At 48.0% G+C, this 15,857-nt stretch carries 15 protein-coding genes; 6 read left to right on the top strand and 9 right to left on the bottom strand.

What is annotated here, in order from left to right; all coding sequences use genetic code 11:
- Positions 1-3 precede the first annotated feature (3 nt).
- The gene (locus tag ACJJIC_RS12840) at positions 4-375 is read left to right on the top strand and encodes a hypothetical protein (RefSeq protein WP_445357107.1); all 372 of its coding nucleotides are present in this window, start codon (positions 4-6) and stop codon (positions 373-375) included.
- A gap of 37 nt (positions 376-412) precedes the next feature.
- Here the strand turns inward: ACJJIC_RS12840 and ACJJIC_RS12835 are convergent, their stop codons facing one another.
- On the bottom strand, positions 413-844 hold the full coding sequence (locus ACJJIC_RS12835) for a MarR family winged helix-turn-helix transcriptional regulator (protein WP_444886089.1): 432 nt from the start codon (positions 842-844) through the stop codon (positions 413-415).
- A 121-nt stretch (positions 845-965) separates the two neighbouring features.
- Between ACJJIC_RS12835 and ACJJIC_RS12830 the strand changes: the two genes are divergently transcribed.
- The 3 genes from ACJJIC_RS12830 to ACJJIC_RS12820 all read left to right on the top strand — a co-directional run bounded on the left by ACJJIC_RS12830 (position 966) and on the right by ACJJIC_RS12820 (position 2,574).
- Positions 966-1,295 carry a cupin domain-containing protein gene (locus ACJJIC_RS12830; protein WP_445357106.1) on the top strand — a complete coding sequence of 110 codons (330 nt, stop codon included), beginning with the start codon at positions 966-968 and terminating at the stop codon, positions 1,293-1,295.
- Positions 1,296-1,483: 188 nt separating this feature from the next.
- A complete protein-coding gene (locus ACJJIC_RS12825) occupies positions 1,484-1,990 on the top strand; it encodes a GNAT family N-acetyltransferase (protein WP_445357105.1) in 507 nt (168 codons plus the stop codon).
- Between the two features lie 119 nt (positions 1,991-2,109).
- On the top strand, positions 2,110-2,574 hold the full coding sequence (locus ACJJIC_RS12820; RefSeq protein ID WP_445357104.1) for an AgmX/PglI C-terminal domain-containing protein: 465 nt from the start codon (positions 2,110-2,112) through the stop codon (positions 2,572-2,574).
- A gap of 130 nt (positions 2,575-2,704) precedes the next feature.
- Here the strand turns inward: ACJJIC_RS12820 and ACJJIC_RS12815 are convergent, their stop codons facing one another.
- Together ACJJIC_RS12815 and ACJJIC_RS12810 are read right to left on the bottom strand one after the other, a co-directional pair.
- Positions 2,705-3,307, bottom strand: a complete 603-nt coding sequence (locus ACJJIC_RS12815) for a nitroreductase family protein (RefSeq protein ID WP_252085787.1) — start codon at positions 3,305-3,307, stop codon at positions 2,705-2,707.
- A gap of 117 nt (positions 3,308-3,424) precedes the next feature.
- On the bottom strand, positions 3,425-4,330 hold the full coding sequence (locus tag ACJJIC_RS12810; RefSeq protein WP_444885071.1) for a LysR family transcriptional regulator: 906 nt from the start codon (positions 4,328-4,330) through the stop codon (positions 3,425-3,427).
- Positions 4,331-4,433: 103 nt separating this feature from the next.
- On the opposite strand from ACJJIC_RS12810, the gene ACJJIC_RS12805 reads away from it, so the two are divergent.
- On the top strand, positions 4,434-5,378 hold the full coding sequence (locus tag ACJJIC_RS12805; RefSeq protein WP_445357103.1) for a DMT family transporter: 945 nt from the start codon (positions 4,434-4,436) through the stop codon (positions 5,376-5,378).
- Between the two features lie 49 nt (positions 5,379-5,427).
- Here ACJJIC_RS12805 and ACJJIC_RS12800 read toward each other — a convergent pair whose 3' ends face one another.
- Positions 5,428-5,673, bottom strand: coding sequence for a DUF2164 domain-containing protein (locus tag ACJJIC_RS12800; RefSeq protein ID WP_152453703.1), 246 nt, complete (start codon positions 5,671-5,673; stop codon positions 5,428-5,430).
- A gap of 197 nt (positions 5,674-5,870) precedes the next feature.
- Here ACJJIC_RS12800 and ACJJIC_RS12795 point away from each other — a divergent pair, with 197 nt between their 5' ends.
- Entirely contained in the window at positions 5,871-6,707 is an 837-nt protein-coding gene (locus ACJJIC_RS12795; RefSeq protein ID WP_445357102.1) for a DUF4349 domain-containing protein, read from the top strand.
- A 141-nt stretch (positions 6,708-6,848) separates the two neighbouring features.
- Here ACJJIC_RS12795 and ACJJIC_RS12790 read toward each other — a convergent pair whose 3' ends face one another.
- The 5 genes from ACJJIC_RS12790 to prpC form a co-directional block, all read right to left on the bottom strand.
- Positions 6,849-9,476 (bottom strand): TonB-dependent receptor, encoded by a 2,628-nt coding sequence (locus ACJJIC_RS12790; protein ID WP_445357101.1) that lies wholly within the window; start codon positions 9,474-9,476, stop codon positions 6,849-6,851.
- A 284-nt stretch (positions 9,477-9,760) separates the two neighbouring features.
- Positions 9,761-10,435, bottom strand: coding sequence for a 2OG-Fe(II) oxygenase (locus ACJJIC_RS12785; protein ID WP_444886081.1), 675 nt, complete (start codon positions 10,433-10,435; stop codon positions 9,761-9,763).
- Between the two features lie 296 nt (positions 10,436-10,731).
- Positions 10,732-11,913, bottom strand: coding sequence for a 2-methylaconitate cis-trans isomerase PrpF (prpF, locus tag ACJJIC_RS12780; protein WP_445357100.1), 1,182 nt, complete (start codon positions 11,911-11,913; stop codon positions 10,732-10,734).
- The gene (gene acnD, locus ACJJIC_RS12775) at positions 11,914-14,511 is read right to left on the bottom strand and encodes a Fe/S-dependent 2-methylisocitrate dehydratase AcnD (RefSeq protein ID WP_445357099.1); all 2,598 of its coding nucleotides are present in this window, start codon (positions 14,509-14,511) and stop codon (positions 11,914-11,916) included.
- 129 nt (positions 14,512-14,640) lie between these two features.
- Entirely contained in the window at positions 14,641-15,768 is a 1,128-nt protein-coding gene (gene prpC, locus ACJJIC_RS12770; protein ID WP_445357098.1) for a bifunctional 2-methylcitrate synthase/citrate synthase, read from the bottom strand.
- Between the last annotated feature and the right edge of the window lie 89 nt (positions 15,769-15,857).

Here is a 15,857-nt window from a genome sequence, read left to right as displayed (position 1 = left end):
AATATGGACAGAGATAAAAGCTATCGCAGGGCTTGTGAGCTCCAAACTTCTGGGAAGCTTTCTCAAGCTCTTCAGCTTTATGCACAGTTAACGGCCTCATCTAATGACCCAAGATATTACATCGCTTATGGTATGTGCCTCCAAGAATTAAATCATTGGAAACAATCTATAGCGGTTTTAAAAAGAGCCATTGATCTAAAGCCCCACTACTGCCTACCAAATGCACAACTTTCTCTAGCGATAGCTTACCTTAAAGTCAATCAGAAAAAGGAAGCGATAAAGCTACTGAGTCTTTGTGCATCAAGGGCTCCTGAATACCCAAGTTATGAGTCAGTTCCAAACAAAGCCAAAGAGTTATTAAAAAATCATAAATAACAAACCAAAGTGATGGACGATTGAATAAGGTCCAACCCTATTTTTTCAGCCGGGATAAAATTTTATGACACAGTGAGGTCAAGTCCTGTTGCTCTTCAGCCGTTAATCTGACCTTGCAGGCCATATCTTCAAGTATATGAGAGGTTTTCTGCTTTAGATCGCGCCCTTTTCGGGTGAGGACAATCACTTTTGCACGCTCGTCCACGCTGGACTTTTGCCTCTCGATAAACCCTTTAGCCTCTAGGCGTTTCAGAACTTGAGTCAAGGTGCCTGCATCCAGGTAAGTCTGATGGCTTAGCTCTTTGATGAAAACAGAGTCTTCATTCCAAAGGCTCATCATCACCAGAAACTGCGGGTAGGTAAGATCAAACTGATCAAGCTCCGGCCTATATTCACGCACCATAGAGTTCGCTGTCGAATATAAGGCAAAACACACCAACTCTTGGAGATTGAACTCTTTTGGAGTCATCTTGATTACTCACTGAACAGATCTATATATTATGCGCGCAAAGTACTTGACGGTAAACCCGAACTTAAGCAACAATACTTTGCGCGCAAAATATTGTTGCTTAAGATGGAAGAGTACTGCTATGAATCAAGTGAATTTTTCTGGCATCACGTCTAGTCACTGGAAGAATATTGAAGCCAGGGAGGTTGCTCCCGGCATATTCGAGAGAAGTCTTTGGAGAGAGGAAGCAGGAAGCTGGGTGTCTGTCTTCGAGTTTCTACCTGGAGCCAGATACCCAGGTGTGGAAACACATGTTGACGGTGCAGAACAAATTTTTGTGATTTCAGGGATCTTTAATGATGGCAGAGACGATCATCTCGAGGGATCATTTATTCACAACCCCATTGGCTCAGCACATATTCCCCAGTCAGAAACAGGATGTACTGTCTTGTTGAAATTTCAGGCAGCTTAAAATTTTCCTACCGTCTTGGGGTCCTATTCCTGGCAAAGGGCGCCCAAGATGCAGTCATTTACAGCCGTCCCTTTATCCCCTTCTGCCAACTCAAATGTTTTAACAATTCTTTAGAGATTACACAGCTAATTTTTATAGGCTAAATTTTGCTTTCACCCTATTCATAACTCGAATTCCCAGGCATTACCTTGAAATTAGTACCCCCTTCAGCTATCTATGAGGCTAGTTATCAGCAATATATAGAAGAGTTGGGTGATGAAGAGCGCTATCCCTTTCCTATGGATTTTGATCATGCGGACTTCGAAGCTCTCATCCAAAAGCTCATTAACTTTGCACAGGGTAAAAACCTACCGGAAGGCTTTGTCCCAAGTTCTACACTATGGCTTGTTGATGAAACTAAAATCGTAGGCGTCACCAATATTCGCCACTACCTGAACGATAGAATTACCCACTGCGGTGGGCATATTGGTTTGGGGATCAGACCCAAGTATAGAGGCAAAGGGTACGGTAAACGCCTGATGGAGCTCTCGATCCAGTGGCTTCAGGAAATGAAAGCCGGGACAATTCACATTCACTGTCACAAAGACAACCCCGCCTCTGCCAATACAATTAAGGCATGTGGTGGATTATTCGATTCTGAGATCGAAGCAGATGGGAAAATTGTACAAAGATACCTTGTAAAGCCTGGCGATTAATTGCTACAGAAAATTCACGAACCTTAGGTTTAACCAATCAATACGCTAATCTCCTCCTAGGCGTAGCACCTAAAGTAGACTAAGTACTTGGTCAAGAATATCGAAGTATAAATGGAAAAATGAACCGATTTACTTATCAAAGCTTATTCTGTATCAGTCTCACACTCTCCAGCAATCTTGCAAGCGCAGAAATTTATCAGTGGGTCGATCAAAGCGGAAACGCCAGCTTCTCTGATAAAAAACCACCAGCCATAGCAGATGCCACCCTTAAAAAAACCGTTAAGAAAAAGCGAGAGCGTAGCAGAGTAGAAATTCAGCAGGTATTTGATAAACACAAAGGCCAGCTTTATCGTTTATACTTGAGTGCGCGCAAACAAGACCCTGACCTTGAAGGCGGCGCGGAATTTATTATCGATATTGAACCTAGTGGCGAAGTCGCCAATATCGCATTGGCCAGCTCCAGCCTCGATTCCAAGCCGTTTACCGATCAGTTAATGGCAAAGATTCAGGAATTTAACTTCGGTGCCAGCGACACACGAAGAACAACAATTCACTACCCGATTCATTTTTTACCCACCCAATAACCGCCAATTGACTTTGTGCTCTAATCCACTTGTGATCAATTATCCCACTAGCGGAGATATGGATAATTGATCACAAGAACAGCCTACAGATTGCAAGCATAAATACTAAACTACGGTATGTAAGTTATGCTCAAAATTGGTTTTCAAATAACACTTCACCCAATGCTAACTGGCCACCACGTCCATTCGCTGCCTTGCTAGCCTTACCCACGACTATCATCATTCCGATCAGATAACCTTCTGGCAGGTTTATAAGCTCGGCCACTTTATCTGAGTCAAACCCAACCAGTGCGCCGGTGTCATAGCCCAGTGCTTTTGCCGCAAGCATCATGGTTTGCGCCGCTAAGCCACAGCTCCTTATTGCTTCATCTCGCTGTAATTGGGGTTTATCTCTATAGAAGTCAGTTAGCATCGGGACTAAAAGTTCCCTCGCCTCTCTGGGTGCATCAGCCCAATAGCGTTCTGGTCGATCTTTCCAAGCGTTTATATCTGCACAAAGAATAATCAGCTCAGACGCATCTTCCACTTGCTGTTGACCCCAGGCAGCATCCTTAAGTCTGCTTCGAAGCCTGGAATCTGTTACTCGCAGGAATCTCCAATGCTGAATGTTATAGGATGTTGGCGATAACATTGTGGCTTGGATAAGCTGGTTAAACTCACTTGATGTCATCTTTTCAGATACATCGTAATGCTTGACCGAACGGCGAGTTTCAACAGCAGTGAACAGGTCCATAATTTCCCTCTGACAATTAATCATCTTGTGAATGTCGATGAGAGAAAGCTTATTGGGTTTCTCCTGGCTTGATAATGGGCTCTTTTGTTAAAAGATTGTTGAGAAAAAGTTTACAAACTAACAATCCCAATAGGGAATGTCGCCACCAAAGTACTCAATGGCAAAGTCTATAAAGGCCCGTACTTTGGCAGGCATATACTGCCGCTCCGGAAATACGGCATAAATAGTCTTGGCCGGCATTTGATATTCTTCAAACAAAGGCACCAGGAGACCACTCTTGATATCCGCTCCTGCGACAAAAGTCGGCAGGCGGCCGATGCCAAGCCCCTGGAGAATGGCTTCCCGCAGCGCTTCACTGTTATTGACCTGGTAGTTACCCCTGACTTCTATGGTGTGTAGATGGTTATCCTGAATAAAATTCCACTCTTTTACATCCCTGGAATAAGTAAACATCAAACAATTGTGCTCTGTTAACTGTTCAAGCTCGATCGGTTTGCCGAACTCTTCCAAGTACGCGGGAGAGGCACAGAGCACGCTTTGCAGAGGCGCCAGCTTGCGGGCAATCAAACTGGTATCAGGCAGGTCACCACCACGGATAGCGATATCAAACCCCTCTCCAATCAGGTCTACCACCTTATCGTCCATCACCAGATCAATCGTGATTTTTGGATAGCGCTTTAGAAACACTGGGATAAGCGGTGCCAAATGCAACCTGCCAAAGGACATTGGGGCATTGATTCGCAAGCGCCCCTGAGGCTCACCTTGAAGCTGAGTCACGGCATCCTGAGCGTCCTGTGCGGCCTGATAAGCGATTCGGGCATGCTGAAAAAAATGCTCGCCCGCCTCTGTCAAGCTCAGCTTGCGGGTGGTGCGATGCAATAGTTTTACCCCAAGTTGCTCTTCCAGCTGACTGACCCGTTTACTAACTGCAGACTTGGATATCCCCAGCAACTTGGCGGCCGGGGAAAAGCCACCGGTTTCGGCCACTGTGACAAATACCGGTATGGCTGCAAAACTTTCCATAAACTACTGTTTCCTTTCTCTCAACAGTATGTATCTTAATTGATGGATTATCAGTTTATCAGAAACGAGTTACTCTGATCTCGCTTTTATTGAGGGAAGAGTCATGCGCGAACTTTCAAGGGGTATCAACCCTACAGCAACGGCAAGCAGCGGCACATCATTGTGGTGGGTTCACGGCTTGATGATAGCCTGCACATTACTTGTCGCTGGCTCATTTCCTGTTGGTGCGTTAATCGCCGATTCGTTACCGGCAGATTGCTTGATGATGATTCGGTTCTTAATTGCAACAGGGCTATTTGCGCCCTTCATATTCTTAAAGCATGGATTTCAGCTTCCACCCCCCAAAAAGCTACTGGGTTATGCGCTACTCAGCATCCCATTGGTTATCTTTTTCTGGTGTATGTTTGAAGCGCTCAAATACACCACAGCAGTGAATACCGGCGCCCTTTTTACAACCGTTCCTGCAATGACTGCCGTCTTTGCCTTGATCATCAATGGTGAGCGTAGCAGCGCCCGCAAAGTCATCGGTCTTATCCTTGGAACATTGGGTGCGGCCTGGATTGTATTTGAAGGGAGTATTACAACAGCGATAACGCTGGATCTAAATAGAGGGGATTGGATATTCACCTTAGGTGCTATATCGCTCAGCTTGTATAATCCACTGATCAAGAGAGTCCACTCAGGGGAGCCTACAGAGGTTATGACATTCTGGGTTATTCTATTTGGCGCCCTCTGGTTATTACTGCTTTCATTCCCAAGTTTAAGCCAAATAGAATGGCGAAATATACCTGTCGAAACTTACGGAGGGCTATTCTATTTAGCCTTATTCACAACATTAATCAGTTTTTTCCTGCTGCAATTTAGCACAATAAGAATCGGGGCGACCAAAGTTGCAGCATACAGCTTCTTGAATCCGGTATTTGTACTGGTATTGGCTACAGCATTGGAAATGACGAAATTCTCTATCAACTTTATACCTGGAATAATCTTAGTATTTGCAGCCATGTTATTTATCCAAGCAGAAAAACCCAAGAAAAAACACCCCTAAACAACTCAAGAACAATAGAATCAAATTGCCATCAATAGAGGCAATATTTCTAGTCGACAGTCTTTTCTATTTCATAAATTGCATCAGAAATATCTTCCAATTTAGAGGACACTATTACCTGAGCATCATGTAGACCTTGATTATAAAACCCTGCCCCCATCTCCTTTGCAAGAAAATCAATAAAGAACTCCGCTTCAAAACTGCCAATCTCCAACTCAAATTCTTTAGATAAATAACCCCTAATCTTTTCGATTAGCTCTAACTTTCGCCTTTCTTCCAGTTCTATTGTCGACATCACCTATCTTCCATCAACACACAAATTTAGAACAAACACTCAGCCCCATATGAGAATAACATAAATGTTGAGACCCTTAATGAATCCCAAATGCATGACTCCAAGTAAACAACATGTACAGCGGCGCATATCTTTATAAGCAAACCGGACAATGTTAGATTCGAATCTATTCGGATTAACTAAAAAACGGGATCAAAATGAGACTCTTTAACTACGTCTTTGTCCTGCTTATATTGGGCAGTAGCTCTGGCTGCTCAGAATCAAGCAGTGATAGATCAACAACTTCATACAGTCCCAATGCCCATACCACCAGCAACAGGGATGCAGATATCCGGTTCCCGGAACCTATCACAGCGGGCAATCGAGGTGGACAAGATCAGTATATTGCTTACGAACATTTCCTGACAACTGAACTACCTGCTGAAGAAGTTGAACCTGTATTCCACAGACTCCAATTACTTTGCCAACAGGAGATGGAGAAAAAATGCACAATATTGCATTCTAGTCTCCGCAATGATGAAAAGCCCTACGGAAGGATTCACCTTAGAATACACCCCACCGGAGTCGATAAAATCATTGATCTGGCATCAAAGCAAGGAGGAGTGATACAGCGGGAAACCAAAGCAGAAGATTTACAGGATGTCATTATCGACGGCCAAAAACGACTTGAAATGTTACTCCAGTATCAATCGAGACTTATAGAACTGGAACAAAAATCTGCGAGTGACATTGATACTCTAATAAAGGTTGCTGAAAAGTTAGCATCGGTACAATCTGATATTGAGTATTCACAAGGTAAAAAAGCTAAACTGCTCAAGCGAACTCAGATGGATGTGGTTGAAATTGAGTTACACTCAAAATCTTATACTTCTTTCTGGAGTCCCATATTAGACTCCCTATCTCATTTTGGTGAAAATTTGTCTGATGGGCTATCTGAAGCAATCACTGCAATCGCCTACCTTTTACCCTGGATGCTTATCGCCCTATTTGTATTTTATCTGATTCGCATAATTTGGCGTAAAACCAGAACCTAGCAGTTTACATAGCCCCAAGATACACGCATGTCTTGATATGGGCTAAAGTACTCGTGAGAAGTTTTGACTTCACTCACGAGCCATAAAAAAAGCCGGACCATCTATTGACCCGGCTTTTTACTATGGAGTAACAGTAGCTACTTAGAAGTTGTAGTTAAAGCGTACACCGTAGCTCATTGGAGTGGAGAATGGCCCAGATACGAGGCCATCACTTCCATCAGCGTAGTAGGGAACAATCTCATCAGTCAGGTTATTACCAAAGGCTTCAACGTTCCACTGATCGTCCGGGCTTACATACTTCACGGAAGCATTTACCATCCAGAAGGAATCACGACTGTCATCAAAAGCAGAAGTATCACCAGTGGGGAAGTCGTGCTTGTCAACATTCCAGTAGGTCAGATAAGACTCATCTTCCCAGTGGATGCCTATAAACGGAATAATTGCACCGCCGTGGGCCAACTCAAAGGTGTGATCATAATTGATTGTGAAGCTGAATTCAGGTGATACAGGCAGCTCATTACCCTTCAAATTTCGGAAGAGCTCTTCATTAGTATTGTCATGAGCTAAACCATAATCCGAAATTTCGAATAACGCTTGGTTATTGAAATTCCAGCGGTTCTGAAAATCAGAGGTGATTTCTGTTTGCATCCAGGTAGCAAAACCACTGATTCGGCCATTCGGATAGGGGGCCCAATCAAACTCTAACTCTAGCCCCATAATCTCTGCGCTAGCAGCATTCTTAGTAAGGTAAATGACGACGGGCTCGGTTGTAATTTCACCTGCGTTCTCACCTTCTCGCTCTACCGCATAGTACGAGTATGCAGTATCAGGTGCAGCTAGCTGCATATCCTTATAGTCGGAAAAAAAGAAGGTACTAGCCAGATTTAGTCGACCATCCAAGAAGGTACCTTTTGCTCCTAGCTCCCAAGTAATGACTTTCTCCTCATCATAGCTAGTGTCAATTACCTGTTGAACAACCCGATTTCCCTCATCATCGTAGATATACTCAGCCGTGTCCGGGTCTTGCTCATATTGGATGACAACATCACCCAAACCACCGGACTTAAATCCACTTGCAACATATGCATACAGCATGACTTCATCTGTCAGGTCATAATCGAGACCAATTCGAAAGTCGGATGAATCCCAGCTCTTGCTGGCATCATTGTAAGTATCAATTGTATAAATTGAGCTGTCTGCAAAGTGGTTGGTAGAGAAGCTATTAAAGGTGCCCTGTAAATAGGCAGGGAAGCAGCCATACTCTTCATCTGATTCAGTGGACCAGTCTCGAGTGCAACTCAGGTTGTTACCACCTACATCACTCTTCTCATCTTCCGTATATCGACCACCAACAGTTAGGTGGAGGGTATCAGTAAGGTCATAGGTAGCCTGAGCAAATACTGCGCTGGCTTCTATAGTTCTATCTGGCTGCCTCCAGAATACGGCATTATCTAATGAGGCCAGGAAGTAACCTTTCAGATCAGTGGTCTCGTGGAAATAAAACAAACCTGTAATCCACTGTAGGGGACCATCACCTGTAGATTGCAACTGCAATTCATGGGAGTAAGAGACATTTTCTGAGTCCGTAATACTCATACTCATATCCCAGGTATTGCGGCCAGCATCAATATCAATCAGGTTGCTTCGCTCCTGGACGGCATACCCGGTGTTATACACAAACGCCATGGTATCGCTGAAATCCCAGCGGAAGTTAGAGCGGAATGAAGTCATGGTGAGATCAAGCTCACCCGGTACATTCACAGCAACTGTGTACTCGTCAGCTCCGGATCCGTAGTAGGTTTCACAATTTACACCATCTTCTCGCTGCTCAGCCTTTTCACAGTCAATAGTGTTGATGCCGCCTGCACTACTATCTTGATAGTGTTCCGCTACGGCATACCAAGAAATATCGTCAGTTGGTTCCCATAACGCACCTATACGTACCGCCTGCTGATCAACATTCCCATAAAAATCATCACCATCAGCTCTAACTAGCTGATGGTCCGTAGCTCCTTCAGCATTATTCGCTTGAATGAAGGTTTTTGAAGCGTCACCAGATAAAACGCTCGCACCTACAGAGTCAGCATCAATATAGCGATTATCCCACTGGTTAACGTCATAAAACCCGGTAAGGTAGGAATCCCGTGTCTCATCCATAAAGGACGCACGAAGAGCAAAGGTATCTGAAACCGGAATATTGATAACGCCTTTGACCAGCTCTTGATTCCAGCGACCAAGCTCAACGCCCACGGAACCTTCGAACTCATTAATTACCGGTCTTTTTGAAATTACATTAATGGCACCAACAGTAGAATTACGCCCGTAAAGAGTACCTTGAGGCCCACGCATGGCTTCTACCCTTTCAGAGTCAAACATCATTGCCATTGCAGACTGGGGGCGCGAAGAATAAATACCGTCGAAGTGTAAGCCAACAGCTGGATCACCAAACTCAGTAGTATTGGTAGAGCGAACACCACGCATAGAAATCACTGGTGAAGACTGAGAAGCATCATAGCCGATATCCACATTGGGAATTGTACTGCCCAGATCTTTTACATTCTTAATACCCTGACGATCTAACTCTTCCTGGGTGAAAGCGGAAATGGCTACTGGAGTTTCCATCAGGTTGGTTTCGCGCTTCGTCGCAGTAACAGTGACTTCTTCCAACGCCCAGTCATCTTCTTGATTACTAGCTTCCTGTGCCCAGGCTGAGGCCACCGCTATATTGGCCATTGCAATCGCAAGGGTAAGTGGTTTTTTAATTGTCATTGATGTCTCTCCAATCTGCTGCAACAGGAAAGCCGGTTTGATTGTTATGCGTGGCTTACCTACGGGCCGTCGGCTGTACGTCGGCTAGGTTAAAATCTCAAAAAGGAGAGTTCTGTGAAACTGAGATACGATGGGGCGGATCGCGATTAGGATCAATCGGATCTCTAAATCAATCGAAAGGTGATTTAGTACCCTTTAAACCCTGCGGTTACCGCAGGGTACTAGTAGGTTTACCTAGGTAGGTGGCTCACTAGAGGTTAATTTTAAGCGGGTAACTCATTAATTTAACGGGGCGGATCAACCCGATCGGTTACTGAAGTATTTACCCGAAACCAGCCTGCAATGGAGTAGCGATCCCGATTAGCTGGTAGAACTTCGTGGGGAAACTCCTCACTTAAGAAAGTCACTACCGTTCCCATTAACGGCGTTACTTTGGTGCCGACCCTATCCTGCTCATCTTTGTAGAGCACAAGCTCACCAGCATCCGCAGTGCTCCAGCCTGGATTAAGATAGACGACCAATGAGAGCACCCGGTTCGCCTCTCCGCGAAATGCATCGTAGTGCCTTTTGTAGTAGTCCCCAGGCCGGTAATGGGCAAAATGACTTTCAAATGAGAAGAGCCCCAGAAAAAGATGCCTGTTGAGATAAACCTGAAGCTGGCCCGCCCAGCTGAGCCAATCTCTTCCTGTAGCAGATTCCCCGGTAATCCAACAAATTTCATCCGTTCGCACGAATTCATTCCGTAGGTAATCGTCACCTCGCCCGACCCCTGCATCAATAAATTTCTCTCCGTTCATTTCCTGCCGATAGGTAAAAAGCGCACTGGAGAGTGATTCGGGTAGTGCGGCATGGCGAATACTATAGCCCTGCTCGGTAAGATCCCTAGCGATGTGTGCAAATAGAGTTTCATCGATAGTGTTATCGCCACCGAGCGACATTAACGATTTGGCTGCTACCAAGTTTATTTCCTGCTAACAATAAGAGGCACGGCGATGTGTAATTTCGCCAAGAGCACTACCTAATAATCAAACTGTATTCTTATAGAAACAGCGTAAGACCCGAGTGAGATTGCGGCCGAGGATAAGCCAGGGGCTGGGATGGGTGGCTCGGGGTGCAGGGAAAGGTAGCCCAAAGCTGTATGAGAGTCTACGAAAATATTGTGTGAGCCGGCTAATAAAATAGAAACCCTTCAAGAGTACAAGCCGACCACTAAAAAGGGGCGTATCACGCCCCTAAAGATGTGATTATACCAAGACTAGAAACTATCGCCTGGCACTCGCACCCAGCCTTCCATCAGGATGCGCGCACTACGGCTCATAATGGCTTTGGTGGCAACCCACTGGCCATCTACCACTTTCGCATGGGCTCCAACCCGCAATGTGCCTGAAGGATGGCCAAAGCAAATGGAGTTACGATCACCCCCACCGGCGGCAAGGTTTACCAGGGTGCCGGGAATAGCCGCTGCAGTTCCTATAGCCACGGCGGCTGTACCCATCATGGCGTGGTGCAGCTTACCCATGGAGAGGGCTCGCACAAGCAAATCAATATCTTGCGCCGCTACCTTTTTTCCACTGGAGGCAATGTAGTCCTGCGGCTTGGCGACAAAGGCGATCTTCGGCGTGTGCTGCCTAGCCGCGGCCTCCTCCACAGAGGAAATCAGGCCCATCTTCACCGCACCGTAGGCACGGATGGTCTCGAACATGGCGAGCGCCTTGCTATCGCCATTAATGGCATCCTGCAGCTCGGTGCCGGTATAGCCAATATCTTCCGCATTGACGAAGATCGTGGGGATGCCGGCATTGATCATGGTCGCCTTGAGTACACCAATTCCTGGCACTTCGAGATCATCGACTGGGTTACCGGTGGGAAGCATGGCACCCTCGCCGTCCGAGGGGTCCATAAACTCAATTTCCACTTCGGCTGCTGGGAAAGTTACACCATCCAGCTCGAAATCTCCGGTTTCCTGCACTTCACCGTTGGTAATAGGTACATGGGCAATAATGGTTTGGCCAATATTGGCCTGCCAAATGCGCACTGTACAAATACCATTTTCTGGAATTCGCGCAGCATCAACAAAACCGCTATTAATCGCAAAAGCTCCAACAGCCGCAGTGAGATTACCGCAGTTACCGCTCCAATCGACCAGGGGCTTATCGATGGAAACCTGGCCAAACAGGTAGTTCACATCGTGATCGGGCTTATCACAGGCAGACAGGATCACCGTTTTGCTGGTGCTCGAAGTGGCTCCACCCATCCCATCGGTATGCTTTCCGTAAGGGTCCGGGCTACCAATTACCCGCAACAGCAAATTATCACGGGCCTCTCCTGGAACCTGCGCAACTTCGGGTAGATCCTGTAAACGGAAGAAAACGCCCTTACTGGTGCCCCCGCGCATATAAGTCGCGGGGATTTTGACTTGAGGAGCAAATTTCAACATTTAAGCCGTCGCCTCTGCTTCGAGGAAGTCTTTCGCAAAGCGCTGCAAAACACCCCCAGCCTCATAAATGGAAACCTCTTCTGCAGTATCCAAGCGGCAGGTTACCGGAGCTTCAACTGTCTCACCGTTGGCGCGGTGGATCAGTAGAGTCAGCGTGGCATGGGGGGTACGCTCACCGATTACGTCGAAACTTTCGGTACCGTCGATACCCAGGGTTTCGCGAGTAGTTCCCGGCTTAAACTCTAGCGGCAAAACGCCCATACCGATCAGGTTAGTGCGGTGAATACGCTCGAAGCCTTCGGCCACAATCGCTTCTACGCCGGCCAGGCGCACACCTTTCGCGGCCCAATCACGGGAAGAGCCCTGCCCATAGTCGGCACCAGCAATGATAATCAGCGGCTGCTTGCGATCCATATAAGTCTCGATCGCCTCCCACATACGGGTAACCTGCCCTTCCGGCTCGACACGAGCCAGAGAGCCCTGGCGAATCTCGCCCTTATCATCGCGCACCATTTCGTTGAGTAGCTTCGGGTTGGCGAAAGTTGCACGCTGGGCAGTGAGGTGGTCACCACGATGGGTTGCGTAGGAGTTAAAGTCCTCTTCCGGCAATCCCATCTTCGCCAGGTATTCACCGGCAGCACTGCTGGCCAGAATGGCATTGGAGGGAGACAAGTGGTCGGTAGTGATATTGTCACCCAGCACCGCCAGCGGGCGCATGCCCTTCAAGCTGCGCTCGCCTGCCAGGGCACCTTCCCAATAAGGTGGGCGGCGGATATAGGTACTCACCGGGCGCCAGTCGTAGAGTGCGTGGCCCTGCTCTTCTGCGGCATCCCGTTCTTCGAACATGGGAATATACACATCGCGGAACTGCTGTGGCTTCACGCTCTGACGTACGATCGCATCAATCTCTTCGTCGCTGGGCCAGATATCTTTCAGGGTAATCGGGTTACCATCGGCATCGTAACCCAGCGCATCTTTTTCGATATCGAAACGGATGGTACCGGCAATAGCGTAGGCAACGACCAGCGGCGGTGAAGCCAGGAAAGCCTGCTTGGCATAGGGGTGGATACGACCATCGAAGTTGCGGTTTCCAGACAGGACTGCAGTAGCATACAGATCGCGGTCGATCACTTCCTGCTGGATTTTCGGGTCCAGGGCACCGCTCATGCCATTACAGGTGGTACAGGCGAAAGCCACTACGCCGAAGCCCATCCGCTCCAGATCCGGTAGCAGGTCGGCCTCTTCCAGATACATTTTTACCGTTTTGGAGCCCGGCGCCAGGGAGGATTTCACCCAGGGTTTGCGGGTCAGGCCAAGCTTGTTCGCATTGCGGGCAATCAGGCCTGCGGCAATCATATTGCGCGGATTACTGGTATTGGTGCAGCTGGTAATCGCCGCAATAATCACAGCACCATCAGGCATCTCACCAGCTTTCTCTTCCCAGGCCTTGGCGATACCGCGATTGGCCAGTTCCGAGGCCGGCAGCAGCGCGTGAGGGTTGGAGGGGCCAGCAAGGTTACGACCTACTGTGTCCAGATCGAACTTCAGTACGCGCTCGTATTCGACATCCTTCAAGGTATCGGACCAGAGGCCCGTTTCCTTGGCAAACTTCTCTACCAAAGCTACCTGCTCATCATCGCGGCCGGTGAGTTTGAGGTAGTCGATGGTTTGCTCATCGATAGAAAACATGGCCGCAGTAGCGCCATACTCCGGAGTCATATTGGAAATAGTAGCGCGATCCCCCAGGGTCAGGTTGGAAGCCCCTTCACCATAGAATTCCAGGTAGGCTCCGACCACACGCTCGCGGCGTAGGAATTCAGTGAGAGCCAGTACCAAATCGGTACCGGTAATCCCAGGCTGCAATTTTCCAGAGAGTTCAACCCCAACGATATTCGGCAGACGCATATAAGAGGCGCGGCCAAGCATCACGCTCTCAGCTTCCAGGCCGCCAACGCCCACAGAAATCACACCCAGAGCATCGACCATCGGCGTGTGGCTGTCGGTACCCACACAGGTGTCCGGGAAGGCCACGCCTTCGCGCACCTGCACCACCGGAGACATTTTCTCCAAGTTGATCTGGTGCATGATGCCGTTACCGGGGGGAATCACATCGACGTTTTCAAATGCGGTTTTGGTCCAGTTGATAAAGTGGAAGCGATCTTCATTGCGACGCTCCTCTACCGCACGATTTTTTTCAAAAGCATCCTTCTCAAAACCGGGGTGCTCTACCGCGAGGGAGTGGTCCACAATCAACTGGGTAGGAACAACTGGATTTACCTTGGCGGGATCACCGCCTTTATCGGCAATGGCATCGCGCAGACCGGCCAGGTCTACCAATGCGGTTTGACCGAGGATATCGTGGCACACCACTCGCGCCGGGAACCATGGGAAGTCCAGCTCGCGTTTACGCTCGATAATCTGCTTCAGCGAGTCGGTCAGTTTTTCCGGCTCACAGCGACGCACCAGGTTTTCCGCCAGAATACGTGAGGTATACGGCAGTTTGGCATAGGCTCCGGGCTGGATCGCGTCAACGGCGGCGCGGGTATCGAAATAATCGAGGTCGGTACCGGGCAGTGATTTGCGGTAATCAGTATTCATAGCTAGGTAAATCAGTTCAGTCGAATCTTTTTAAAGTCGTGTCTCTTCTGAGAGAGGCTCCAGATCACCCAAAAAGGCAACCTGAAGCCGGCACACTGGGTGTGCCTCATTTCAATAGTGAAAGGAAAATTAACCGCGCTCGGCGATAGGCGGTACTTCGCGCGGTTCGAGACCTACATATTCAGCGCTCGGGCGAATAATGCGGTTGTCTGCACGCTGTTCAAATACGTGGGCAGCCCAACCAGTAACACGCGACATTACAAAAATCGGCGTGAACAATTTGGTGGGAATTCCCATAAAGTGATAAGCGGATGCATGGAAAAAGTCGGCATTACAGAACAACTTTTTCTCGCGCCACATGACTTCTTCGCAGCGTACGGAAACCGGGTACAAGACCTTATCGCCCACATCTTCAGACAGTTTCTCAGACCAGGCTTTGATGATCTCGTTGCGCGGATCGGATTCGCGATAAATCGCGTGGCCGAAGCCCATGATTTTCTCTTTGCGCTCCAGCATACCCAGCAGTTCTTTCTCTGCTTCATCCGGGTTGGCAAAACGCTCGATCATTTCCATTGCCGCCTCGTTGGCGCCGCCATGCAACGGGCCACGCAGAGTGCCGATAGCACCGGTAATGCAGCTAAACAGATCAGACAGGGTAGAGGCACAAACACGCGCAGTGAAAGTGGACGCGTTAAACTCGTGCTCTGCGTAGAGGATCAGGGAAACATTCATCACCTGCTCATGCAGGGCATTGGGTTTCTCACCGCGCAGCATATGCAGGAAGTGGCCGCCGATGCTGTCATCGTCGGTATCCGTTTCAATGCGCACGTTGTCGTGGGTGAAACGATACCAGTAGCAAATGATGGAGGGAAAAGCAGCCAGTAAGCGGTTGGCTTTTTCCAGCTGCTGCGCGAAGGACTCTTCCCCTTCCAGGTTGCCCAGCATGGAGCATCCAGTACGCATTACGTCCATCGGATGGGCATCGGCGGGAATACGCTCAAGCACTTCTTTCAGTGCTTGCGGCAAACCGCGCATACCTTTTAATAAGGCCTTGTATTCCGCCAACTGGTCGCTGGTGGGCAGCTCCCCGTAGAAAATCAGGTAGGCAACTTCTTCAAACTCGCAGTGTTGAGCCAGGTCTTTGATATCGTAACCGCGGTAAGTGAGGCCAGAGCCGGATTTACCTACCGTGGACAACGCAGTTTTACCCGCAACCTGGCCACGCAAGCCGGCGCCACTCAATGCTTTTTCTGCCATCTTCCTTATCTCCCCTTTGTAGGCACAGTTTCTGTGTTCGTCCGAAAACCGCCATGCAAGCAACCTAACCCGGCATCTCACACGGTTTA

This window comes from Microbulbifer mixtoriginis (SeqCode), assembly GCF_052468275.1.
Note: the sequence above shows the minus strand (reverse complement) of the source record. Positions and strands in the feature narration are given on the sequence as shown.